The sequence below is a fragment of the Veillonella sp. 3_1_44 genome (assembly GCF_000163715.1).
Classification (GTDB): Bacteria; Bacillota; Negativicutes; order Veillonellales; family Veillonellaceae; genus Veillonella; species Veillonella parvula_A.
In genome coordinates this window covers 249,207-272,960 of the sequence record NZ_GG770201.1, presented here as the reverse complement: position 1 = coordinate 272,960, position 23,754 = coordinate 249,207, and the positions used below count along the sequence as shown (strand labels likewise).

Sequence of the window (23,754 nt, the reverse complement as noted above, 5' to 3'; positions counted from 1 at the left end):
CTCACCAAACTACAAACTTAACAAAAAACTATAAAATCTCGTGCATTTCTTATACTTTTATTTTACCAATTATTTACCACTAAATCTACGATGAAAGATATAAATTTACAGGAAATTTGCAAAGAATTACATATTTATGAATTTGGAATTGCCTCATGGCCACTACCTGAACAGGCCAAAACTATTTTATTTGAAAGCAATCCATGCCCCTTTACTACGGAAGATGTGGAGGCAAGACTACTAGGAACGACTCAGTTTATGCCCAAAAGTGCCATCGTTTGTCTATTCCCGTACCATGTACAACACAAAGGCCATGCCAATCTATCGCGCTATACATGGTCAACAGATTATCACCTGGTCATTAATGAATATTTAGAACGTCTTATTGAAAGATTACAAATAATTGATGACTCGGCTCAGTTCTCCATTCATTGTGACACCTCGCCTTTAGCAGATCGGTACATGGCCTACTTAGCAGGTCTCGGCTTTTACGGAAAGAACAACTGTTTTATCAGCCCTAAATGGGGTTCTTATGTCGTTATTGGTACGATTTTAACAACACTAGAACTCAAACCAAATGCCCCTCTTGAGCAGTCCTGTATAGGATGTAATCGTTGTATTACAGCATGCTTAGGCCAATGTTTGGGCCATGACGAATTTAAATTCGCGACTTGTAAAAGCTACTTAACTCAGAAAAAAGGAGAACTCACCGATGAAGAGGAGCAGATTCTCGCTAAAACACCACTCGTATTTGGTTGTGATGTGTGCCAAGAGGTGTGTCCTCACAACAAAGATATTCCAACTACGCCCATCCCAGAATTCCAACAGATAGAACCGTATATTAATATAGACGAACTAGAAACACTAACGAACAAAGAATTCAAAGCAAAATACGGTCATCGAGCCTTCTCGTGGCGAGGTAAAAAAATACTAATGAGAAATCAAGAGATTATAGATAGAAAAAATAAACTATAATTATTACACGATATGCTGCTAATGGTCACACAAGTAGATTGTCATTAATACTCACATAAGCAAACTGTTACTAATAGGCACATAAGTAGAAGAATCTATAATTACATAAAACTAAAAAAGACGACCTCTGGTCGTCTCTTTTAGTAATTATTTAATTTCGTAATAGTTCAACTCATCCAAACTCTTACCAAGAGCAGGGATATATAATTCAATAAACATATCTACCTCAGGCATATTTAGAGTTTTCAACTTAGCTAAGATAGAATCATGTGCCTCTTTAAACTCATCATTCCCTGCCTTGAGCTCTTTGACGCATTTCATATAGGCTGAAATTGTATCGGCAGCCTTAACGAGAGGCCATTCTGGACTAGTCTCTGCATCAACAAGTATAGGCTTATAAACAGATTGTAACCGGTCTGGCAAGGTTGATAGCATTTTTTCTTGCGCCAAAGTTTCAACCTCACCATACAGTTCACGCAACTTTGGATCAAAATACTTGATTGGTGTCGGCATATCTCCTGTAAAGATTTCACTCACCTCATGATACATAGCTATGACAGCTACCTTATTAATATCTACATTTCCACCGAAGTATTCATTTTTTATAGCTCCCAAATTGTGGGCTACCATAGCCACTTCAAGGCTATGTTCTTGAATATTTTCTATTTCCGTATTTCGCATGAGGCTCCATCGATTGATAAAGCGCATGCGTTTTAAAAATGCAAAAAATGAACTCATATATCCCCCATTACACAACAGGTCCTTAAATTACCCCACGAAGTTTAAAGCCATAATCAAGGAATTGTACCGCTTCATCCCAACGATTATCATCGTTTAACATGACTACAATCATAGTATGGCCATTACGTGTGGCAGACGCAATCAAACATTCTCCTGCTGCATTTGTAAAACCTGTTTTCAAGCCATTTGCACCAGGATATTTGTTGCGAATGAAGTGGTTTGTAGTACGAATTGTTTCTGGTGCACGGTTTTGGTACGGCACCTTATAGTAATCATTGGCAACTTTGTCACGGAACATTTGGTATTTCATGCCATATGCGGCAATCATCGCTAAATCACGAGCCGTAGAATGGTGACCCTTTTGTGTTAATCCATGAGGATTCAAGAACACACTATTCTTTGCCCCCGCTTTTGCAGCAATGCGAGTCATATCCTTAGCAAATTTATCCACAGAACCACTTACATTTTCGGCTACTACAACGGCCGCATCATTACCACTAGCAACCATCATACCTTCAAGAACACCTTCCAATGTAATCTGATCGCCTACGCGAACCCCAAGGTTTGATTCTTCCATGCTCGTTGCATAGCTACTTATAGTAGCTAATTCATCAAGCTGTGTGCCCTTTAATTCTAAGGCAGTTAACAAGGTGACCATTTTTGTAGTACTAGCTGGATGCATCCACTTATCTGGGTTCTTTGCAAATAAAATTTCTTTTGTATCTGCATCAATTAGGACTACGGCCTCACCAACAGTAGAAGGAGGTGTAATGTATGCAGCTTGAGCAACACTAGCACCTATAAATATGATTCCTATAAAAGTTATGGCCAATACCAATTTCTTATAAAACATATGAATATTCGTCGTTAAAAGTGTCATCACTCTCGTTCTACCTTCCAGTATCTTAACTTTCAAGACTATCATCTAGTGCTACATTTGTAGTAGTTGCTTTCTTTTTTGTCCCTTTAATTTCACCTGTCGATGTATCTACATTTTGAATATATACTACACGTTGAGGATATGGAATATCGATACCATATTTATCAAAGGCATCTTTTACATCAGACATGATGCTATATTGAACATCGAGAAAATCATTCGACTTAACACGAGCATAAGCAGCAATTCGTACAGAATTATCTCCAAATTCAGAAATACCTATTTCCATATTCTTCGGATTAAGGACACGTTTATCTGCTGCAAAAATATTTTTTAAGATTTTTATTGCCTCATGATGATCATTATTATAACCAATGTCAAACGTAAATGGGATAACCCGTTCTGTAGTATAAACAATGTTAGTTACAGCTTGTGATGTAAGAAGAGAGTTAGGTATGTATACATTCTTTTGATCTTTTGTAGTAATAACTGTATACATAAATTGGATTGATTTAACACTGCCGACTACATCACCCACCTGAATAACGTGACCCGCTCTAAAAGGTTTGAAGATAAGAATTAATAAACCAGATGCTAAGTTAGAAAGGTTATTCTGTAAGGCGAGACCAATACCTAAACCAAAAGCACCAAAAGCAGCTATAAAGGATGTTGTAGGAATACCGATTTGGTTTAAGCAAATCAATACTAACCCTACTAGCAAGGCATAATTAATAATTTGAGTGATAAAGCTCATTGCTGCTGAGTCATAGGAAGCTTTTGTCATAATGCGCACTGCAAAAGCTTTTACCCATTTAATAGCATATCGCCCTATCCAAAATAAAATTAGTGCTAATAAGATATTTCCAGCTTGTGCAAAAAACCAGTCCCTTATTTGAATTAATATATTAGCGTCTTTAAAAAGAAATTCAGAAACAGCACTTAAGAAATTAGCCATAGTAACCATCCATAATATAAATCTATACAATCACAAATATCTATCACAACATAATAGCAATATAATAACGGTAAATATATATGCTATAATTTTACATATGCATTTGCAATACGATAATAAAGATATTATATCGTTATATTCCATATATAACAATCATAAAACTAGGGAGACTTACATGTTCAAAAATCTATACGAAGCACCCCAAGAGCTCGCTACTGGAGGCTATGTAACTAGAGAGTTACACTCCGTTACGGTACACTTTGACGATATCCACTATTCTCTTTCGAGCGGACAATTAAATGGTGGCTATCACCATACGCTAGCGGTACGCAACCAACAGCTAACATATCAAATCGAAACAGAAAAAGATTTACCCGGTGGCTCTGTAGCCGATTATTTGGCTCAAGAATTTGAACATATTGATACTCCTGTTCATTTTAGTACAGCACTTCTCACGTCTGCCACAATGCATCTACACGCCTATGCCAAAGTTGAAGAACATGATACTATTGTGGAAACTATCGTGACTGCAGGCTATGAAAAAACGGCACATCGCGCAGGTACAGGCTATTGTTACGAAGAGCGTGATGGAGACTTCATAGTGCCAGGCACAATCAATATCCTCGTATTTACAAATAAAGCTTTAACAGATAGCGCTATGGTAAAAGCTGTTATGACAATTACCGAAGCAAAAACCGCAGCCCTTCAAGATTGGAATGTTGAAAGCGTACGCCTCCATCCGTTTATTAATGAAGATATTCCTGATGCAATTACAAAAGAACGAAAAACATCTGCCACAGGTACCTCTACAGATGGTATCATTCTCACCATTGATACAAATGGAGATATCTTAACAGATGCTGGTTCCTTTTCACTATTTGGAGACACCTTAGCCAAGGCCGTCTATGTAGGCGTACAAAGAGCACTAGAAAATGCTATCGGCGCTGAATAATCCTATTTTGTAATATACAAAAATATCTAGAATGATACCCCAAAAATTATTATTCAATACCCCACTCATATATGAAAAATATAATACAAATGAAAAACCGCACATCCTAGGCGATCGGAATGTGCGGTTTATTGCATATAAAACTGTTACATATAGTATAATTTTTGAAAATGAATATCAAATTAAAATTTGAGATATTTTCTCAAATTTTTCAAATTAATTATTAGATTCAAAGAATTATTATGTTTCATATGTTCCATGAGTATTATGTGCCTTTAATATTCATGGAAGAATTGTTGTAACTTTTTAAGATTTTTAGTTTTTGTAAGCCCTAGCATCAATAAAATACGCGCTTTTTGTGGACTTAAAGTATCACATACTAGATAGTTTGCCAGTGCATCTTGTGGCACTGCAGATACCATACCACTACCGGTACGAGAAGCACGTACCGTTGGAAACTTTGTATTCTGTGTGATTTGACGTACGTTTTGTGGGATTGTACCATGACCAAGACCTGTTAAAATTAAACCGTCAGGATTTGTAGCAACTACACTCATAGGCACCATATCATCCATACCACCATAGCAGGTCATTATAACTACACGAGGTAACTCAGACAATTTACTCACATCAAATACAGAGTCTTGAGTATGACGTCGAGTAGACACTTTATAATAGTGGGCAACACCATCTTGTACAATACCAAGATGCCCCACTAATGGACTATCAAAAGTCGCTACATTAGTAGTGTTGCATTTAGATACATCCCTTGCCCCATCAATGTAGCCATTTAATACGACTATCACACCTTTACCTACAGACGATGGTGTTCTCGCTACTTGGATAGCTTGCAATAAATTAATTGGCCCGTCTGCACTAATAGCACCTGCGGGTCTCATAGATCCAGTAATAACAATTGGCTTGTCTGTATGAACTGTCAGATTCAGAAAATATGCCGTCTCCTCCATGCTATCTGTGCCATGAGTAATAACAACACCACCGATATCATCTCGATTAACCAATTTTTGCACCAACTTAGAAAGTTCTAACCAGTGATTTACGGTAATATCGGAGCTTTCAATATTACTAAACTGAGTATATGTATAAGGACCATACGGTTTTGTACCAGGTACGGAGGCTAAGATTTTGTCAAGTCCTAACACCCCTGCCGTATAGCCTGTTAAATCAGTATTTGAAGTACCTTTTCCTGCAATAGTTCCTCCAGTACCAATCAAAGCAATTTTTGTATCCATATTACCTCCACTATAAAACTATAAAATAATTATTGTTATTAAATTTAAACTAAGTACGATTCAATAAGGCTGGTCAATAATGGCCAGCCTTATTATATTCTAAAAAATTATTTTATCTTATTTTATGGCTTCGCCCCTATAGATTCATGGATTCATCTCTATAAATCGAGATTTCTGCCTTATCAATTAAAGCTTTGGGTCAAATGATGGCATCAACTCCAATTTATGTTTATTAATTCGATTCAGATAGTCGATTCGCTCTTTTGTTGGCTGATCTTCAATTTCACCAGTTCTGATATAACGATCCAGTATAGCATAGGTAAATCCCAATTTATCCTCATCGGACTGACCACTAAGACCATCACTTGGCACCTTATCAACTAGGTGCAATGGAATATCAAGAAGTTTTCCTATTTGACGAACTTCTTCTACTACGAGTTGTGCGAGAGGGCTAAAATCACCTGCACTATCTCCGTATTTTGTAGAGTATCCTACGTAGTCTTCAGATCCATTACAAGTATTTGCTACACGAGCACCATTTGGTAAATTTTGTCCTACTGCATAGAGAGTTGCCATCCGGAGACGAGGCGGGGTATTAATGGCAGCATCTTTAGATAAATCGGTTCTCCCCGTTACAACATCATACCCCTTAGCCTGAACGATAGCATGAGTTAGCGCCTCATAGGCAGCACCAATATTGACCGTCATGTGCGGAATTCCTAAATGATTTACCACTGCCTGAGCATCATCAATATCCGATTGCACTCCATTTGGCATAAGAACACCAACTACGCGATCTGCACCGAGAGCTTCTTTGCAAAGAGCTGCCACGATAGTCGAGTCCTTACCACCTGAAATACCAACTACAGCACTACAGTTAGGACCATTTTTACCAAAATAATCTCGAATCCATTGAATGAGGGCATCCTTTGTAACTTGTGGATTTTCTAACATAGGCCCTCCTACTTTTTCCGATAAATACGGTTCAATAAATCCATCTTCAATTGATAGTAGCTAGGACTCATATCAAGGTAGTGACGATGTGGATTTTCAAAGCGTTGCTCTTCAGGCCAAATTTCATTAGCTAATTGATCTTGCACATATGCTCGAATTTCCTCTAGTGTTGGTAAGTCCACAACTAATTTACCATCCTTGATAATAAGCTGCTTCATCTCTTTAAAAGTACAATTTTCAAAATATAATTCACGCCAAGGTTGCTCAGGATCGATATAACGATATGGTTCCTCTGTATCAGGTACCTCTCTCAACAATGTTAATAGATCTGCAATCGCACGACCTTTATCATTATAAACACGATATACCTTTTTAAGACCTGGATTAGTAATTTTTTCTACACTTTCAGAAATCTTGATACGAGGTTCCCACATACCATCTTTCTCGATGCTAGCAATTTTATATACCGCACCAAATACGGGGTCACTCTTAGAGGTAATGAGGCGTTCCCCTACACCAAAAATATCAATAGGGCCACCTTGTATGAGCAAAGATGTGATTGTATACTCATCTAGACTATTAGATGCCATAATTTTACAATCTTCTAAGCCTGCATCATCTAGCATGCGCCGCGCTTTTTTCGCCAAATACGCAAGGTCACCAGAATCTAGGCGAATTCCTTTTAAGCGTTTCCCCATTGGCTCTAATACATCCTTTGCTACCTTAATAGCATTGGGCACGCCAGAGTTTAACACATCATAAGTATCAACAAGGAATACTGCATTATCTGGATACACTTCAGCATAGGCTTTGAAAGCATCGTATTCAGAGCCATAGTACATGACCCAACTATGCGCCATAGTACCGCTGACAGGAATGCCAAATTGTTGCCCTGCTAAAACGGTTGCAGTGGACTGAACACCACCAATATAAGCGGCTCTTGCACCGTATACGGCTGCGTCTACATTATGTGCACGACGAGCACCAAAGTCAGCCACAATACGCCCATCCGCAGCGCGAACGATGCGATTAGCTTTTGTGGCGATAAGAGATTGATGGTTCATCATAGTAAGCACTGCAGTTTCTATGATTTGTGCATCTATGAGAGGCGCCACAATTGTAATTACGGGTTCATTAGGATAGATGATAGAACCTTCTGGGAAGGCATATACATCACCGGTGAAAGAGAAATCTTTTAGATATTCTAAAAATTCTTCACTAAAAATACCCTGACTCCGTAAATAAGAGATATCACTTTCATCAAAGTGTAAATTTAAAATGTACTCAACGATTTGTTCAAGACCACCAAAAATAGCAAAACCGCCCTTGTCTGGATTACGTCTAAAGAAAACATCAAATGCGACGCGATCCACATTTTTTAATTTTGTAAAGTAGCCATGTGCCATAGTCATCTCATAAAAATCCATAAGCATGCTAATATTGCGGCTTTCATGTTGCATTAGTTCACCAACCTTCTAAGATCTATAGAAATTTAGTTAATTGTTATTCGTTATTCGTATACCCTCATTATACAATATTATTCCTATATAGCTAGCACCTAGCATAAGCTATCCTAATAATCCTTATTGTGATATAACTATATATATACAATAATAATTTATATAGTTCGTATGTATGAAAGAAGCTAGTCTAGACTGTAAAACAAGCGACCATTACGCTATAATATTTTATTTTATATTGTTTTAAAAGCTTTCAATAATACATACATATCTATTTTACATGAGAATGAAAGGTACCATTATGGAAACAATCGTTCAAGCAAAACGCGTATTAGAAATTTTTAAAGAAATGAGCCAAATCCCTCGTGAGTCCGGCAATGAAAAAGGCATCAGCGATTACATCGTGAACTTTGCTAAAAATTTAGGTCTTGAAGTTCATCAAGACGAAATCTTTAATGTAGTTATCAAAAAAGCTGCATCTCCAGGTTATGAAAACCGTCCATCCATCATTTTACAAGGTCATATTGATATGGTTTGTGTTAAAGACCATGACTCTAACCACGACTTCTCTAAAGATCCAATTGCTAATATCATCGAAGGCGAATGGATGCACGCAGACCATACAACATTAGGTGCTGATAATGGCATGGGTGCTGCTATGATGCTTGCTCTCCTTGAAGATGAAAACCAACAACATGGACCAATGCAATTATTATTCACTACCAACGAAGAAACTGGTATGGATGGTGCCTTTGCCATTAAAGAAGGTCAAGTAACTGGTGACTACTTACTCAACCTGGATACAGAGGTAGAACATGACTTCACCGTTAGTTGTGCTGGCGGTTGCCACGTACATGTAAAAATTCCATTGTTACGCGAAAACAATTTACCAGGCTATGATGCGGGCTTATCCATTACAGTAACCGGTCTTAAAGGGGGGCACTCCGGCATCGAAATCAACGAGCAACGAGCTAATGCAAACCAAGTACTAACCCGTGTACTCTATGATATTCAACAACAATATCCTATTAGCTTAGCGTCTTTCGAAGGTGGCGTAAAACATAATGCAATCCCGTCTAAGGCAGTAGCTGTACTATCCGTACGCTCTGAAGATGTGGCAGCCATTAAAACATTGCTCGCATACCAAGAAAAACAATACCAACACGAATATAGCGTACAGGATCCAGGCCTTACATTTGTAGTTGAAGATGTTCCTACTCCTGAAATAGTATATGCAGAAGACACAACAGAAGCACTTATTACATATATCTATCTTGCACAAGATGGGGTTCATTCTGTAAGTAAGTCTATCCCAAACCTTGTAGAAACATCTAATAATATTGCTATCGTACGTGAAAATCAACATACCATTGAAATACTCATTTCTATTCGTAGTTCCAATAGCAATAGTCTTGAATTCTTAACGAAAAAAATGATGCTTCTTGCAAAAGCACTTGGCGTAGCTGCAGAGCGTACAGGTGGATATCCAGCATGGGAATACGACAAAGGCTCAAAATTGGAAGAACAAGCGATTTCCTTGCATAACGAAATGTTCGATACACCAGCTAATGTAAATGCTATTCACGCAGGTCTCGAATGTGGTTTGTTAAAAGGCGTATTGCCAAATACACAAATGATTAGCTTTGGGCCTACTATCGTAAGTCCTCATACACCATCAGAACGCGTTCATTTACCTTCTGTTGAAAATGTATATGTGTACCTCAAAGCATTATTAGCAAAATTACAATAAAATAAATAATTACTATATTTTTGATGTATAATTTGTTATACTATAAGCAAATAACACATCAAGTTACGAGACCCATGTAATAGTGACTCTCCAACCCTCCTACAAGTAATTCAGCCATCTCTCCAACTGAATTATCTTGTAGGAGGGATTTTTTTCATAAAAATTTTTCAACTACATAAATAAATATTTATTCATACAGGAGTATTCTTTCATATATGAACAACATGGAATGCATCGTTTTATTTATAAATAATTATGAATATCAACTACATGTGCCAGTATACTCATATATAGTATATAATCTATAAATTTCAGAGAAGGCTGTTAAACTCTGATAAACTTGCTAGTTTCCATATACCCCATAGAGTATTTTCTGTGTTATCCTATAGGTGTATACTGTGTTTACATTACGCAGGAGGTATATATGATTCCAATAGTTATCATATCCGGATTTCTAGGTTCTGGAAAAACAACATTCTTACAACATATACTAAAAGAACATACATCGAAAGATAAAATTCTTATTATAGAAAACGATTTTGGTGAAACTAGCCTCGATGCTGCTAATCTTGCAAAAACAGGGGCCACAGTCCGTGAAGTAACATCTGGCTGTATTTGCTGTAGCTTACAAGGAAATTTCCAACAAGCACTACTTGATATTCTGCAAAATTACAAAATCGATATGATCTACATCGAGCCATCAGGTGTTAGCAAGCTCAGTGAAATCATCCATACTTGTAACGACGAGGACATTGCAAAATCTGCTTACATTCACGCATCAATAACGACTGTCGATGCTATGCAAGCACCAATGTTTATCAAAAATTTTGGTCTTTTCTTCAAGGATCAAATCACTCATAGTGATGCAATTTTTTTGAGCCATACAGAAGATATTCAACAGACAAGCATTACAAAACGTATGATTCGCGACCTCGCGCCACATACACCAATTCATGAAGAAGCATGGGATACCATTGGTTTGCGTGATTACATCAAGCGCCTGTATCATTGTCATGATGATCACTGCTTACACGATGAACATTTATTTATGAGTCATACCTTTAAGGATTTGCGCACCCTTAGTCTTGCACAATGGAAAACCATTTTAGAAGGCATGCCTGATACAGTGCTTCGTGCCAAAGGGATTGTACCAACCACGGAAGGTCCTCACGAACTCCAATACGGCACTCATTACTGTTCGCTTTCACCTAGTGAAACTAATGACTATAGTTTAGTCGTTATCGGCACAGATTTTAATGTACCAATGGTACATAACGAAGTGTGTCAATCATGATACCAGTTTATATCGTTACAGGGTTTATTGGATCCGGTAAAAGCACGTTCATAAACGAACAATTACAATACCGTAAAAAGCTAGGCGGTACCGCAATAATCAGCGCCGAAGAAGGCAGTGAACCTCTCATCAAAGAGCCCTTACAACTCAATGCGGATGAACTCAGTGCCATTGTTCCTAGCGATATCAAGTCTTACGAATTGATAGCCTGTAAAATCGGGGATTATTTAAAACGACTACAGCCAAAAGAGCTATGGATTGAGTGGAATGGCATGGTAAGCTTTCATCAACTAGAAGCCTTACTATATAGCGATATATTAAGCCACCTATTACAAGTAGAAAAGGTATTGTATATTTGTACCGATCAATTTGTTTCAACCATACTCCCTGGTTTAGGTAATGATGTAATGAGTCAATTGTATAGTGCAGATTGTATTATCACAGAATCCAATACACATCACGCTTTACTACGTACCTACAACGGAGAGGCTAAAATTATAACAGCTCCTACACCAGAAAAAGTAGAACAACTGTGCCGGAATTCCACATGGGGACTCATTCCTAATCTATTAGTTATTGGTATTACAACCTATATACTGTTGGTCACAGCTTTTCGCCATGACATCCCCTATTCCATTCACCAATGCTTCGCCATAATCACGGGCCTCATCATCGAGGCCATTCCATTCCTTTTATTAGGCACGGTAGGCTCAACGATTATTCGCTATTTCGTACCACAACGAGTATTACTAAAACTGTTAGGTGACCATTCTTTGAAAAGCTATGGGGCTGCTATGGTCAGTGGCTTTGCCTTGCCAATTTGTGACTGTGCCATCATCCCCTTATTCAAGGCGCTAATAGATCGAGGCATCCCTTTATCAGTAGCTCTTTTATTTATGCTCGCTAGCCCGATTATCAACCCTATCACCATTCTTTCTACATGGTATGCGTTTCCTGACAATCCCATGCTCTCCGTATGGCGTATCGTTTTAGGACTAGGTGTTGCCTTGTTAGTAGCCCTATCGTTCCGATTTTGGCCTCCAGCCACATCTATTTTGAAAGCAAGAACACCACAGAATCTTAGCTACGAAGAAATCGTTTTAGAAACAACTAAAACTAAACATATCGATAAAAAAAGATTGTTAGTCCATATGGAACGAGAGTTTTCTCAACTCTTATTCTATTTTTCCATGGCGGCAACTGTACTATCTATAGTTCAAGTGTATGGCAAGCCTTGGCTTCTCAACGCAGGATTAACCTTGCCAGAATTTACAGCCATTCCAATTTTGCTGATGTTAGCATTCTTCTTTTCAATCTGCTCTACATCAGATGCCATCATCGGTAAATCCTTGAGCACCTTATTTCCTATTAGTTCCGTAATGGGCTTTCTCATCTTAGGTCCGATGTTAGATATCAAAAACGTATATATATTAAAACAATATATGCCTACCTCATTTATCATACGATTAAGTATAACGATTGCCGTTATGTCCTATATAGCAGCATTAGTATTCAAATTCTTTCTTAGCTAATTTACAAATTTTTATAATCATTATCTCAGTTCTTAATTAATTAAAAGGAGATGATTTCATGACATTAGGACTGAAAGATCGCTTTTCTATCGTGAAAGGTCTATTGTATCTCATCTTAGGTATCTGTTGTATTTACCTCATTGTGACAGGTCGTTATTTGAACTATATTGCACCGCGTTATGAACTTTTACTAGGTATTAGTGGCGTTGCCCTTATTTTAGGTGGTCTAGCGACGATTATTTGGGCACCGTCAAAATACTACAAGCATAACTGGAAATCTATCGTTCCGATTATTATTCCTATTATGTTGCTCATCGTTCCTCCCGTTCTTGTACCCTCAACAGGCGTTCATGGTGCCACTCGTGTAAACGATGATACTAACAATTTTGACTTTACAAACGATGCTATTGGAGAGGTTGTCACTGTTAACAGTGAAAGCAAAGAGCCAGGAATTTCCAAGGACAAAAAAGAAATCGTTTTGAACTCAGACAATTTCTATCAAACCATTGTAAAAGTTGGATCTAATGCTGATCAATATAAAGACTACACAGTTTATATGACAGGCTATGTGAACCGCGAAGATAATACATTAAAATCTAACGAATTTACTATTTCTCGTATGGCTATGGCTTGTTGTATTGCTGACGTTGCCCCTATTGGCATGACAGCCTATAAAACAGATGGTGATAGCTTACAAAATGAACAATGGGTATCGATTGAAGGAAAGGTTTCTACCCGAGACTTCCACGGTCGTAAACAACCATATGTAGAGATTACAAAAATCAAATCTGCAGAACCTATTTTAGGCTATGTATACCCTTAAGAATTACATAAAAAACGAGGCTTAACGCCTCGTTTTTAATAGGAATGATTCTGTTAAATAAAATAACGTATATTTCATAATTCAATGTCTATATGAATCTACAACAGATTGACGCCTTATAATAGTTATAATAGTTATTCTAGTTATTCTAGTTATTCTAATTATAATAGTTATTAAAACGTCCTATTAGTGCTGTAATTCTTTAATAATTCTCTTGCCGAGAGATGCTGCTACAGCGCACAAGAAAATATCTGGGCCAACTGGGATTAGGAAGCAAGTAATAATGACAGCTTCCACACCAATCGGCTTACCTAAATACAGATTCATAATAAAGTATAGGTACACCATGCCAAGACCATATACAATAAATAGATTTAATATGGATCCGGCTAGCAAACGTTTAAACGATAGTGTATCCATTGTCTCTGCAATGCGTCCTACTGCATACGCACCAACCATAAAACCAATTAAATAACCAAAGGTAGGTTGCAAAATATAACTAGGACCACCACCAGATGTAAAAATAGGAACCCCAACAAGACCTAGTACAATATAAATGCCAACACTAGCGGCACCTAAACGACTACCTAAAACAATGCCCGCTAATGTAGTAAATAAGATTTGCAATGTAAACGGACAATTCGGTAATGGGACCCGTATAAAAGCACCAACCGCGATTAGCGCCACAAAGAGTGCTGTCATCGTTAACTGACGGGTGGTAATGCGAGTTTGTTTTGATACAGTAGAGCTCATGGTATACCTCCATTCATAACAGACCTAAGCAGGAATTTGTGCTATCAATGGAGAATAAAAGTCCAAGATAACACGGAAACAAACTACTAACTATCTAAATTAAAGCACTTGTATTTTTAATTGTCAACTATAATGGTTGACTTTTAGTTTACTATATAGTCTAATACTATATATACTATGTTTTTAGTACTTTTTAATTTTGACTATAGCTAATAGTTATTATCAATAGTTCATAATAACTAAAAGATATACTCATCTTCATACAAAAACCATCTAATTTCACCTTATTTTCATACAACAAGATTAAATTATACATAAGTAGATTGAGTAAAATCTACTTTCACAAAATCGTAACTAAACGAAAATTATAATTTGGTATCAGGAAGCATTGCTTATGAAAAATGTTAAGAAAGTATCCAAAGTACTATGTGCATTTGGCGTTAGTACAGTATTATTAGCAGGTGTAGTTGGTGCAGCTAGCAACCATGGTTACAACAACCATAGCAACTGGAATGGTGTTGGTAGCGTTGCTCCATCCGCACAAGCTAACTATTCTGTTGACTATATGGGCGCTGTTACAGTATTCCAACAACAATTCCCTGGCGCTACTGTAAAATCTATTTCCTATGATGCAAAACATAATCCTTACTATGAAGTAGAAGGTTATTATGGCAACCGTGAAGTAGAGCTTAAAGTAGACGAAGCATCTGGTCAAATCGTTGGTAAAGAAGTAAAAGGTTACTCCAAAGCTTCTAAAACAATTAACGTTCAAAACATCATCATTCCTGAAGTAGCTGAAACAAAAGCTATGGAAAAAGTTGGTTCTGATTTCCAAACTATGGATTGGACTGTTGAACGTGAAAACGGCAGAGTTGTATATGAATTTGATATGACAACTGGCGGCGGTAAAAATGCTGAAGTTAAAGTAGACGCTACATCCGGCAAAGTTATTAGCGCTAAAGTTAAAAACACAAAATACTAAGATTCTCATTTCATCAAGTGAAACCCTATCCTAACCCACTTAGATGACACACTACACATATAACACACATACTATACACACTGTATCCTTTGGATACACTCTCTAACACACTCTCAGAGAGTCCGTAACACTAACCACGGACTCCCTAAATCCTATCTCACACAATAGGAAAACGGTCTGTGCTCACACACCACAGACCAAACGTTACACACACTATACTCCCTTAAAGGCCTTGGATCATTAAATCCAAGGTCTTTTTATGCCCATTCTATCAAGGTTGTATTACACCTACACAACATTTCATTCTTATAAAGACAACACACACTAATAACAAAAAAGCCTCCCAGTGGGAGGCCTTTTGCATAAGTTTTATAGGTTTGATAGTTATGTGTTCTATTTCTTAAGCAAAATTCAGCTTAAGGATGTCATTTGTAAGTTTTGAAGGTTTGATCTATAGTTTTCCAAACAAGAGGTACGAAAATTATGCTTTATCTAAAGCTTGTGCCAAGTCTTCGATGATATCATCGATATTTTCAAGGCCGATGGATACACGGATCATATCTGGTGTTACGCCAGCAGATTTTTGTTGTTCTTCGTTAAGTTGTGCATGTGTTGTGGATGCAGGATGGATAACAAGAGATTTAGCATCTGCTACATTGGCAAGGTTGGAGAAGATTTCCAAGGAGTCAACAAGTTTAATACCTGCTTCTTTACCACCTTTTACACCGAATGTGAATACTGCACCAACACCTTTAGGGAAGTATTTATCAGCTAATGCTTTGTATTTGCTGTCTTCTAATTCTGGATAGCTTACCCATGCTACTTTAGGATGTTTGCTCAAGAAATCTACTACTTTACGAGCATTTTCTACGTGACGTTCTACGCGCAAGGACAATGTTTCAATACCTTGCAATATTTGCCATGCTGCAAGTGGAGTAATGCATGCACCAGTATCGCGAAGTAATTGAGCACGAATTTTTACAGTGAATGGGATTGGCAAATCACCAAATACTAAACCATTGTAGTGTTCGTCACCTTCGGAGAAGCCAGGGTATTTACCAGAACCTTTATAGTCGAATTTACCAGATTCTACAACTACGCCAGCCAATGTTGTACCGTGACCACCAAGGTATTTAGTAGCAGAGTGTACAACTACGTCAGCACCATGTTCTAATGGACGGAATAAGTATGGAGATGCAAATGTGTTATCTACGATCAAGATGATATTGTGCTTATGTGCAATATCAGCTATAGCTTGTACATCGATAAGATTAATACCAGGGTTACCAATAGATTCGATATAAACGGCTTTAGTCTTTTCATCGATAGCTGCTTCAAATTCTTCCAAATGATCCGGATTTACGAATTTAGTTTGAATCCCCAAGCGAGGCAATGTAGCAGTAAACAAATTATAAGTACCACCATACAATGTGGATGCAGCAACAATATTATCACCAGCATCTGCTACATTTAAAATAGAGTACGTAACCGCTGCAGAACCAGATGCTACTGCAATACCAGCAGCACCGCCTTCAAGTTCTGCCACTCGAGCATCTAATACATCTGTAGTAGGATTGCCAAGGCGAGAGTAAATACCACCAGGATTAGTCAATGCAAAACGACCTGCGGCTTCCTCAGCATCTTTAAATACGAAAGATGTAGTTTGATAAATCGGTACTGCACGAGAACCTGTTGGATCCACCGTATGACCAGCATGTAATTGTAATGTTTCAAATCTGTATTGTTTACTCATTATAATAACTCCTTTATATTAACTATATTTTAAGTTCGTTCTTTATGCCTAGTATAGTACTATGTTTTAAAAAATATGTCTACTATTTTTTATATTCTTTTCTCCATAACTTTAAACTATGGTGGACAAAGGAGGATAAAAGCTTTTACCAAAACCGCTAAAGCGAACTAAGTCATTTATGAGAAATAAAATCCCCTAATTACTTCCAAAGAACTAGCTCCCTTGAGAGATGTTAGAAGTAATTAGGGGTACATAGTACTATCAATAGATTAGAAATAAGTACTTACATTTAGATGTAAGCGCCTAAATTTTTATCCCGTTCAAATTTCATTTTTTGGATTTGTTCAATAATGTACGGTGTTTCTTGGTATACATAGTAGTTTAACCAGTTTGTAAATAAAAGTGTACTTACAGAGCGCCAGCGCACGATGGGACGTTGTTTCGGATCATTATCTGGGAAGTAGTTTTCAGGAACTGCAATATCCATACCTTTTTTGATATCCCGCACGTACTCACGGTTAAGTGTATCCCAATCGTATTCGGCATGACCAAATACAAAGATATGTTTATTATCTAAACTACGAACGATAGCGGCTCCTGTTGGTTCAGACCCAGCCAAGAGTTCCAAGTCACGATTTTCCTTAATTTGTTGCAACGAAACTGTGGTGTGCCGTGAGTGTGGCATCCAAAACTTTTCATCAAATCCACGCATGAGCACTGGTCGATCATTATAAATATCGTGTTCGTAAACACCAAATAATTTCTCATCCATAATCGATTTATTAATGCCAAAGTGATGATATAAGCCAGCTTGAGCACCCCAACAGATATAAAACGTAGAGTAAACATGCTCTTCGCCCCAGTTCATGATTTCTACGAGTTCAGACCAATAGTCTACCTCTTCAAAAGGCATTAACTCTACAGGAGCACCGGTAATAATCATGCCGTCAAAGAACTGGTCTTTTACTTCATCAAAGGTGCGGTAGAAGGTTTCTAAATATTGTTCATCTGTATTTTTAGCCTTACGAGATGCGGTATGCAAAAGAGTCAAATTAACTTGCAATGGGCTATTACTAAGAGCACGTAAAATCTGAGTTTCCGTCACTTCTTTAGTAGGCATCAAATTGACAAGCAAAATTTGCAAGGGTCGGATTTGTTGATTTTCCGCCCGTTCAGTATCCATAACGAAAATATTCTCTTGAGCTAATTTCGTTATGGCCGGTAAATTTTTTATTACTTTAATAGGCATAGTGTCACCTCTACATATTCTACAATTTGATAACCTAATCTAAACAATTTAAATAAGCTAATTAAAAGCCTTTAGCCTCGTAAGCACGTCTCCAAGCTTCGAGCCCTTCTTCTAATACCTTACGAGGGCAAGCGACATTAATACGTTCAAAGTCTTCCCCATCGACACCAAACATAGAACCCGTATCGAGCCATAGCTTAGCATCATTGATGATCCATTCATCTCGCTCTTTAGGGCTAAGCGGCAATTGAGAGCAGTCCAGCCACATGAGATAGGTCCCTTCAGGACGATATGCATGAATCTTTGGCATATATTTTGCTACATAGTCGATGGTGAATTGAATATTGTCTTGAATATATTCTTTCAATTCATCAAGCCAAGGAGCCCCCACTTTGTAGGCTCCTTCACAGCCAACGATCCCCATCGTATTCAACTGGCTATAACCAGCACGATCTATTTCTTTGATAAAACGGCGGCGTAAGGAATCATTGGGAATGAAAATATTACTTACTTGTAAGCCTGCAATGTTGAAGGTCTTACTAGGTGCTGTACATACAATACAGTGTTCTGCATAGCTTTCACCAAGGTCCGCAAATACCTTGTGCGTATGCCCTTTCCATACAAAATCCGCATGAATTTCATCGCTCACGATGAGCACATTGTGTTTAATACAAATATCGCCGAGGCGTTTTAACTCGTCTTCAGTCCACACGCGCCCTACTGGATTATGGGGGTTACACAAGAGGAATAATGTTATATTCTCCTCAATGATTGCACGCTCGATGCCTTCAAAATCGATAGTGTATTTTTCTTCGCCTTTGATGAGTGGCACATTGATAAGACGCCGATTGTTGTCATCAATAACCATGCTAAATGGGTAGTACACCGGTTGGTTGATGAGCACACCTTCCCCCTCCTTGGTGAAAGCTCGAACCGCCATCGCCAAAGAAAATACGATACCAGGCGTTTTAACAAGCCATTTTTGTTCTGGAGTCCAATTAAAACGTGTAGTAAACCAATTCTTTAACACATCGAAATACTCATCATCAGATTCGGTATAACCAAATACGCCATGGTTTACGCGGTCCAATAAAATTTGCTTTAATTCAGGGGGAATTTCAAAATCCATATCCGCTACCCAGAATGGTAACACATCAGCTGGTTTACCGCGCTTAACAGCAAAATCATATTTTAAAGATTTCGTGTGCGTTCTATCTAAAATTTGATCAAAGTTATATTGTCCCATAGGAACTCCTTTATTTATTAAAAGCTTGTTCCAAGTCTGCAATCAAGTCTTCTGTATCTTCAATCCCTACAGATAAACGCAACAAACGACGTGTAATACCTTTACGTTCTGCATCTTCAGGTTTTAAATCTGGATGTGTTTGCGTTACAGGATATGTCAACAAGGATTCTGTACCACCAAGACTTTCAGCGAATTGAATAAGCTTAATACCTTCTAATACTTGTTTAGCCGTTTCTTCGCTGTCTACTTCAAAGGATAGCATGCCTCCAAAGCCTGTTGTTTGAGCTTTATTGATTTCATAACCAGGATGTTCTGGAAGGCCTGGGAACAAAACTTTAGTTACTTTTGGTTGTTTTTTTAGCCATTCAGCAAGAGCAATGGCATTCTTTTGATGTTGCTCCATGCGTAGAGCCAATGTTTTTACACCGCGAATAACGAGCCAGCTATCCATAGCAGATAAACATGCACCTACGGTTTTATATGTTAAACGCAATTTTGCAGCGATTTCTTCGTCTTTTACAATAGTAAAACCAGAAATTACATCGTGATGACCACCGATGAATTTTGTACCACTATGAACAACAATATCGGCACCCAAGGTCAATGGTTTTTGGAAGTATGGGCTCAAGAAGGTATTGTCGATGATTACTAGCGCATTGCGTTCGTGAGCCAATGCACAAAGTGCACGAATATCGGTTATCTCCATCATAGGATTTGTTGGTGTTTCAATATATACAGCCTTTGTATTCGGTTTAAAAGCCGCTTTCACCGCATCAAGATCAGAAGTGCCTACATACGTAAACTCGATACCATTTTGCTCGTAAATATTCGTGAACATGCGGATAGAGCCACCATACAAATCATCACCCAAGATGATATGATCCCCAGGGGAGAATAGATGGAATACTGCGTCCACAGCTGCCATACCGGAGGAAAATGCCAATGCATCTGTACCTTCTTCAAGGCCAGCTATCAATTGTTCCAAACGGTCGCGCGTTGGATTAGACTCGCGCGAATATTGATAACCTGTTGTATCCCCCAACTTTGGATGGGAAAATGTACTAGACATATAGATTGCAGGGGAAATGGCACCAGTGCTATCTGGTTTGCCACTGCCGTGAACACATTTTGTATTAAATTTCATTCCTATCAACTCCTCATATTTGTATACAATATATTAATTATAAAAGTAGACAATGATTACGGTCAACAAAAATGGGCACTCATAGGTCTTGAGTGCCCTTAAAAGGTCATATATATTTTGAATGGGTTGTCATAACTATAAGTTAAGTTCACCTAATATTTAGTGCGTTTTGTAATAAGTAATGCCAAAATTATACCTAATGACGAAGTTACCAATTGCGGCCAACTAGATACGAAAAGCATGGTATTTACAATCTTTGGTGGAAATTGGAACAAGGAGAAGAACAAGGAATACCCTCCAAAGAGTACGCCGGCTTTTACCAAAGCAGCCACAATGATAAGCAATGCCTTTGGTTTATGTTGTAACCAGTGAGCTACGAATACATACGCAGTCGTACCAAGAGCCGTAATCAAAATAAATGGTGGCAACGGCAACATACCTTGTAAATGCGCTACTACTGGAGCAATCCAAGCGATGACGAGTCCATTCTTCCAACCATAGCGCCACGTTGCAAGCACAAATGTAGCAGATGTAATGGAACCGATGAGGAACATACTCACCTGGTTTGGAATAAATGGAAACATGAGGCGCAAGCTTTGCGCCAATAAGGCAACGGCCAACAAGAGACCTGTACCTGTAATAGATTTTGTAGACATAAGAACCTCCTACTATACGATATAGATTTTTCAAGAGGTACCTACCTCATATATTAAAACTAAGCTTCTACAAATAATAAACGTGCCCGATCATATACCCAATTATAAACATACGTATAACCTAATATGACTAATGTCATCGTTATATCTGTAACAAAGGCCATCCAAAAGCTCATATGCATCATGTACATAATAATCGGTACTGTAGCAAGCATAAACAAACCTTCAAACAACACCGCATGAACTGTACGGATTACAGGACCTCGTGCTAATCGATCACCTGGTACTAGTTTATCAAATATCCAGTTAAACACAAAATTCCAAACCATAGCCAGTAAGGAAAAAATAACCATCAAAGCAAGAGGCTGACCCTCATGAGGAACAAACTGCATCACCGACCAGCCAATCATAACACAGCCCACCTCATATAAAATCGACTGTACAACACGCTCTGTAGCAGACATAATAATAAACCACCTCCATCAGAAAACCCAAAAAAGATATTTACTATCACGTCAATATTATATTTATTTTTTTAGATTTGTCGAGTATTGCCATTTTAAGATAGAAGAAGCCGCCATATGTCTGTCCAGCGACTTGCCCGCCCGAAGTGAGTTATGCCATTTTCGGATATAAGGAAAGCCCCTCGTAGTGTTCTGTAAGCTCGACTTGCTTTTTCCAAAGTGAGTATTGCCATTTCAGGATAAAAAAGCCGCCATATGTCTGTCCAGCGACTTGCCCTCCCGAAGTGAGTTATGCCATTTTCGGATATAAGGAAAGCCCCTCGTAGCGTTCTGTAAGCTCGACTTGCAAGGGATGGAGAGCGAGCAGAATGCTACGAGGGGCACTATTTAATTATCCTAAAAGTGGCATTACGAACTGAATCCATGGAATCCCCACCACAATGAATATAGCAAGGTAGATAATCCCAAAGATAGCACCTAGTTTCCAAAATTCAGGACCTTTATTATAGCCACTAGCAAACCAAATCGGGCTATGACCAGTACCATAAGGGGTAAGAATCCCCATAATCCCCATTGGTACTAAAAGAATCAACATAACTTGAGCTGGATCAACACCAGGAATCTGAAGAATTAAAGTAGCAAACAAACCTACCATAGCTGTTACATAAGCGGTGCCAGAAGCAAAGAAGTAACGAAGTAAGCAAAATGCTAATAACAAGCCAAGAACAGCCATTGTTGGATCTAAAGAAACTAAAGAACCACCTGCAGATTTAGCAAGCCATTCCAAGAATCCTACATTTTTAAGCCCCGAAGCCATAGGCACAAGTGTGGCAAACCAAGTCAACACATTCCATGCTGGTTTGTTAGCAAGGAAATCTTGCCAAGTCATAATCTTAGTAAAAATCATCAAGATAATAACAATTAAAGCCGTTGTAGTTGGGTTGATTTTAAATGTAGAAGCACCAATCCACAATACGAGAGCCAATACAGAAATCAAGGCCATGAAGATTTCACTGCGTGTCATGGAGCCTAATTTCTTATATTCATCCTTTGCCCATGCTGCAATTTCAGGGGAACCTTTTACCTCTGGTTTGCAGAATACATACGTCAACAATGGTGTAATGATAAATAGAATAATACCTACTGGCAAGAATGCTAAGAACCATGTACCCCAGTTGGCAGCTACGATACCCGACTTAGCAGACAATTCAAGAGCCAATGGATTTGGCGCCGCACCAGTCAAGAAAATAGAACTAGATACACAAGTTGTTGCCAATGCTACCCAGTTCAAATAGGAACCAATTTTACGAGGATTCTTGTCTGGATAAGAATCGAACATCGGACAAATACTAGATACAATTGGATAAATCGTACCACCAGAACGAGCCGCATTACTAGGAATAAATGGAGCCAACACAAGGTCAGTAATAGCAATGGCATAACCAAGGCCTAAAGAGGACTTTCCAAGTTTGGCTACGAGGAACAATGCAATACGTCGACCAAGACCAGAATTTTCATAACCGATACCGATCATAAATGCTGCGAATATCAACCACACGATGGCATTAGAGAAACCGCTAAGCCCCCAGCTGATAGCTTGAGCATCCGTAATAGCCTTTGCTACACCAGTTGCTTTGTCTACAATAGGTGCTGGACCAACCTTAAATAACATAGATACGGTAACAGCAATGATACCGATAAAAGCGGGTGGGATTGGTTCTAAAATCAACCCCACCACGAGGCCTGCAAAAATACTTACATAAATCCAAGAATTTGGACTAAGGCCTTCAGGCGCACCGATGAGCCATACAAGAATAGCTACTACAAGCGGTGCGAATAATTTCCAATTCAACTTCATTAGGAACACTCCTTACTAAAAATAAAACTACAAAATTGCAAATACAGTATAGCAGAATATTTTTAGTGAAAATATAATAT

General features: G+C 38.2%; 21 protein-coding genes. 7 read left to right on the top strand and 14 right to left on the bottom strand.

Annotated features, from left to right (window positions below):
• Nucleotides 1-90 precede the first annotated feature (90 nt).
• Nucleotides 91-975: an epoxyqueuosine reductase gene (locus HMPREF0873_RS07825; RefSeq protein WP_008715359.1), complete on the top strand. Its 885-nt coding sequence runs from the start codon at nt 91-93 to the stop codon at nt 973-975.
• Between the two features lie 147 nt (nt 976-1,122).
• On the opposite strand, the gene yfbR is transcribed toward HMPREF0873_RS07825, so the two are convergent.
• The 3 genes from yfbR to HMPREF0873_RS07810 are packed head-to-tail and all read right to left on the bottom strand — an operon-like array spanning nt 1,123 to nt 3,551.
• Nucleotides 1,123-1,713: a 5'-deoxynucleotidase gene (gene yfbR / locus HMPREF0873_RS07820; protein WP_038125773.1), complete on the bottom strand. Its 591-nt coding sequence runs from the start codon at nt 1,711-1,713 to the stop codon at nt 1,123-1,125.
• A gap of 25 nt (nt 1,714-1,738) precedes the next feature.
• Nucleotides 1,739-2,596: a D-alanyl-D-alanine carboxypeptidase family protein gene (locus HMPREF0873_RS07815; RefSeq protein WP_050756202.1), complete on the bottom strand. Its 858-nt coding sequence runs from the start codon at nt 2,594-2,596 to the stop codon at nt 1,739-1,741.
• Nucleotides 2,597-2,621: 25 nt separating this feature from the next.
• Entirely contained in the window at nt 2,622-3,551 is a 930-nt protein-coding gene (locus tag HMPREF0873_RS07810; RefSeq protein ID WP_008602951.1) for a mechanosensitive ion channel family protein, read from the bottom strand.
• Between the two features lie 175 nt (nt 3,552-3,726).
• Here HMPREF0873_RS07810 and HMPREF0873_RS07805 point away from each other — a divergent pair, with 175 nt between their 5' ends.
• Nucleotides 3,727-4,503 carry an adenosylcobinamide amidohydrolase gene (locus tag HMPREF0873_RS07805; protein WP_004697710.1) on the top strand — a complete coding sequence of 259 codons (777 nt, stop codon included), beginning with the start codon at nt 3,727-3,729 and terminating at the stop codon, nt 4,501-4,503.
• Between the two features lie 275 nt (nt 4,504-4,778).
• Here HMPREF0873_RS07805 and HMPREF0873_RS07800 read toward each other — a convergent pair whose 3' ends face one another.
• From HMPREF0873_RS07800 to HMPREF0873_RS07790, 3 genes are all read right to left on the bottom strand, one after another.
• Nucleotides 4,779-5,756, bottom strand: coding sequence for an asparaginase (locus HMPREF0873_RS07800; protein ID WP_004697824.1), 978 nt, complete (start codon nt 5,754-5,756; stop codon nt 4,779-4,781).
• A gap of 186 nt (nt 5,757-5,942) precedes the next feature.
• Nucleotides 5,943-6,710, bottom strand: a complete 768-nt coding sequence (gene nadE / locus HMPREF0873_RS07795; protein ID WP_008715352.1) for an NAD(+) synthase — start codon at nt 6,708-6,710, stop codon at nt 5,943-5,945.
• 8 nt (nt 6,711-6,718) lie between these two features.
• Nucleotides 6,719-8,170: a nicotinate phosphoribosyltransferase gene (locus HMPREF0873_RS07790; protein WP_008715350.1), complete on the bottom strand. Its 1,452-nt coding sequence runs from the start codon at nt 8,168-8,170 to the stop codon at nt 6,719-6,721.
• A gap of 301 nt (nt 8,171-8,471) precedes the next feature.
• Here HMPREF0873_RS07790 and HMPREF0873_RS07785 point away from each other — a divergent pair, with 301 nt between their 5' ends.
• The 4 genes from HMPREF0873_RS07785 to HMPREF0873_RS07770 all read left to right on the top strand — a co-directional run bounded on the left by HMPREF0873_RS07785 (nt 8,472) and on the right by HMPREF0873_RS07770 (nt 13,569).
• The gene (locus HMPREF0873_RS07785) at nt 8,472-9,920 is read left to right on the top strand and encodes an aminoacyl-histidine dipeptidase (protein WP_008715348.1); all 1,449 of its coding nucleotides are present in this window, start codon (nt 8,472-8,474) and stop codon (nt 9,918-9,920) included.
• A gap of 424 nt (nt 9,921-10,344) precedes the next feature.
• The gene (locus tag HMPREF0873_RS07780; protein WP_008602960.1) at nt 10,345-11,214 is read left to right on the top strand and encodes a GTP-binding protein; all 870 of its coding nucleotides are present in this window, start codon (nt 10,345-10,347) and stop codon (nt 11,212-11,214) included.
• Nucleotides 11,211-12,746: a permease gene (locus tag HMPREF0873_RS07775; protein ID WP_021147704.1), complete on the top strand. Its 1,536-nt coding sequence runs from the start codon at nt 11,211-11,213 to the stop codon at nt 12,744-12,746. The genes HMPREF0873_RS07780 and HMPREF0873_RS07775 overlap by 4 nt, the downstream gene beginning before the upstream one ends.
• A gap of 58 nt (nt 12,747-12,804) precedes the next feature.
• Nucleotides 12,805-13,569, top strand: a complete 765-nt coding sequence (locus tag HMPREF0873_RS07770; RefSeq protein WP_008715346.1) for a TIGR03943 family protein — start codon at nt 12,805-12,807, stop codon at nt 13,567-13,569.
• Between the two features lie 186 nt (nt 13,570-13,755).
• Here HMPREF0873_RS07770 and HMPREF0873_RS07765 read toward each other — a convergent pair whose 3' ends face one another.
• Entirely contained in the window at nt 13,756-14,322 is a 567-nt protein-coding gene (locus tag HMPREF0873_RS07765) for a biotin transporter BioY (protein ID WP_008602966.1), read from the bottom strand.
• A 394-nt stretch (nt 14,323-14,716) separates the two neighbouring features.
• Between HMPREF0873_RS07765 and HMPREF0873_RS07760 the strand changes: the two genes are divergently transcribed.
• A complete protein-coding gene (locus HMPREF0873_RS07760; RefSeq protein ID WP_008602968.1) occupies nt 14,717-15,304 on the top strand; it encodes a PepSY domain-containing protein in 588 nt (195 codons plus the stop codon).
• A 481-nt stretch (nt 15,305-15,785) separates the two neighbouring features.
• Here the strand turns inward: HMPREF0873_RS07760 and HMPREF0873_RS07755 are convergent, their stop codons facing one another.
• The 7 genes from HMPREF0873_RS07755 to HMPREF0873_RS07725 all read right to left on the bottom strand — a co-directional run bounded on the left by HMPREF0873_RS07755 (nt 15,786) and on the right by HMPREF0873_RS07725 (nt 23,674).
• Complete coding sequence (locus HMPREF0873_RS07755) at nt 15,786-17,057, bottom strand: O-acetylhomoserine aminocarboxypropyltransferase/cysteine synthase family protein (RefSeq protein WP_008715345.1); 1,272 nt, start codon at nt 17,055-17,057, stop codon at nt 15,786-15,788.
• A gap of 289 nt (nt 17,058-17,346) precedes the next feature.
• Nucleotides 17,347-18,306 (bottom strand): homoserine O-succinyltransferase, encoded by a 960-nt coding sequence (metA, locus tag HMPREF0873_RS07750; RefSeq protein ID WP_004697897.1) that lies wholly within the window; start codon nt 18,304-18,306, stop codon nt 17,347-17,349.
• A 61-nt stretch (nt 18,307-18,367) separates the two neighbouring features.
• Nucleotides 18,368-19,552 (bottom strand): MalY/PatB family protein, encoded by a 1,185-nt coding sequence (locus HMPREF0873_RS07745; RefSeq protein WP_008715341.1) that lies wholly within the window; start codon nt 19,550-19,552, stop codon nt 18,368-18,370.
• Nucleotides 19,553-19,562: 10 nt separating this feature from the next.
• Nucleotides 19,563-20,696, bottom strand: a complete 1,134-nt coding sequence (locus tag HMPREF0873_RS07740; protein WP_038125772.1) for a PLP-dependent aspartate aminotransferase family protein — start codon at nt 20,694-20,696, stop codon at nt 19,563-19,565.
• A 152-nt stretch (nt 20,697-20,848) separates the two neighbouring features.
• Nucleotides 20,849-21,352 (bottom strand): hypothetical protein, encoded by a 504-nt coding sequence (locus HMPREF0873_RS07735; RefSeq protein ID WP_008602979.1) that lies wholly within the window; start codon nt 21,350-21,352, stop codon nt 20,849-20,851.
• Nucleotides 21,353-21,411: 59 nt separating this feature from the next.
• Nucleotides 21,412-21,816 (bottom strand): PACE efflux transporter, encoded by a 405-nt coding sequence (locus tag HMPREF0873_RS07730; protein ID WP_008715339.1) that lies wholly within the window; start codon nt 21,814-21,816, stop codon nt 21,412-21,414.
• 391 nt (nt 21,817-22,207) lie between these two features.
• Nucleotides 22,208-23,674, bottom strand: a complete 1,467-nt coding sequence (locus HMPREF0873_RS07725; protein WP_038125771.1) for a DASS family sodium-coupled anion symporter — start codon at nt 23,672-23,674, stop codon at nt 22,208-22,210.
• Nucleotides 23,675-23,754 lie beyond the last annotated feature (80 nt).

Coding starts and splice junctions, on each gene's coding strand:
- HMPREF0873_RS07805 (WP_004697710.1), top strand. CDS start 3,727: ATGTTCAAAAATCTATACGAAGCACCCCAAGAGCTCGCTACTGGAGGC.
- HMPREF0873_RS07745 (WP_008715341.1), bottom strand. CDS start 19,552: ATGGGACAATATAACTTTGATCAAATTTTAGATAGAACGCACACGAAA.
- HMPREF0873_RS07790 (WP_008715350.1), bottom strand. CDS start 8,170: ATGCAACATGAAAGCCGCAATATTAGCATGCTTATGGATTTTTATGAG.
- HMPREF0873_RS07825 (WP_008715359.1), top strand. CDS start 91: ATGAAAGATATAAATTTACAGGAAATTTGCAAAGAATTACATATTTAT.
- HMPREF0873_RS07775 (WP_021147704.1), top strand. CDS start 11,211: ATGATACCAGTTTATATCGTTACAGGGTTTATTGGATCCGGTAAAAGC.
- nadE (WP_008715352.1), bottom strand. CDS start 6,710: ATGTTAGAAAATCCACAAGTTACAAAGGATGCCCTCATTCAATGGATT.
- HMPREF0873_RS07725 (WP_038125771.1), bottom strand. CDS start 23,674: ATGAAGTTGAATTGGAAATTATTCGCACCGCTTGTAGTAGCTATTCTT.
- HMPREF0873_RS07815 (WP_050756202.1), bottom strand. CDS start 2,596: ATGACACTTTTAACGACGAATATTCATATGTTTTATAAGAAATTGGTA.
- HMPREF0873_RS07800 (WP_004697824.1), bottom strand. CDS start 5,756: ATGGATACAAAAATTGCTTTGATTGGTACTGGAGGAACTATTGCAGGA.
- HMPREF0873_RS07755 (WP_008715345.1), bottom strand. CDS start 17,057: ATGAGTAAACAATACAGATTTGAAACATTACAATTACATGCTGGTCAT.
- HMPREF0873_RS07785 (WP_008715348.1), top strand. CDS start 8,472: ATGGAAACAATCGTTCAAGCAAAACGCGTATTAGAAATTTTTAAAGAA.
- HMPREF0873_RS07810 (WP_008602951.1), bottom strand. CDS start 3,551: ATGGCTAATTTCTTAAGTGCTGTTTCTGAATTTCTTTTTAAAGACGCT.
- HMPREF0873_RS07770 (WP_008715346.1), top strand. CDS start 12,805: ATGACATTAGGACTGAAAGATCGCTTTTCTATCGTGAAAGGTCTATTG.
- HMPREF0873_RS07780 (WP_008602960.1), top strand. CDS start 10,345: ATGATTCCAATAGTTATCATATCCGGATTTCTAGGTTCTGGAAAAACA.
- HMPREF0873_RS07735 (WP_008602979.1), bottom strand. CDS start 21,352: ATGTCTACAAAATCTATTACAGGTACAGGTCTCTTGTTGGCCGTTGCC.
- HMPREF0873_RS07760 (WP_008602968.1), top strand. CDS start 14,717: ATGAAAAATGTTAAGAAAGTATCCAAAGTACTATGTGCATTTGGCGTT.
- HMPREF0873_RS07765 (WP_008602966.1), bottom strand. CDS start 14,322: ATGAGCTCTACTGTATCAAAACAAACTCGCATTACCACCCGTCAGTTA.
- HMPREF0873_RS07740 (WP_038125772.1), bottom strand. CDS start 20,696: ATGAAATTTAATACAAAATGTGTTCACGGCAGTGGCAAACCAGATAGC.
- HMPREF0873_RS07730 (WP_008715339.1), bottom strand. CDS start 21,816: ATGTCTGCTACAGAGCGTGTTGTACAGTCGATTTTATATGAGGTGGGC.
- metA (WP_004697897.1), bottom strand. CDS start 18,306: ATGCCTATTAAAGTAATAAAAAATTTACCGGCCATAACGAAATTAGCT.
- yfbR (WP_038125773.1), bottom strand. CDS start 1,713: ATGAGTTCATTTTTTGCATTTTTAAAACGCATGCGCTTTATCAATCGA.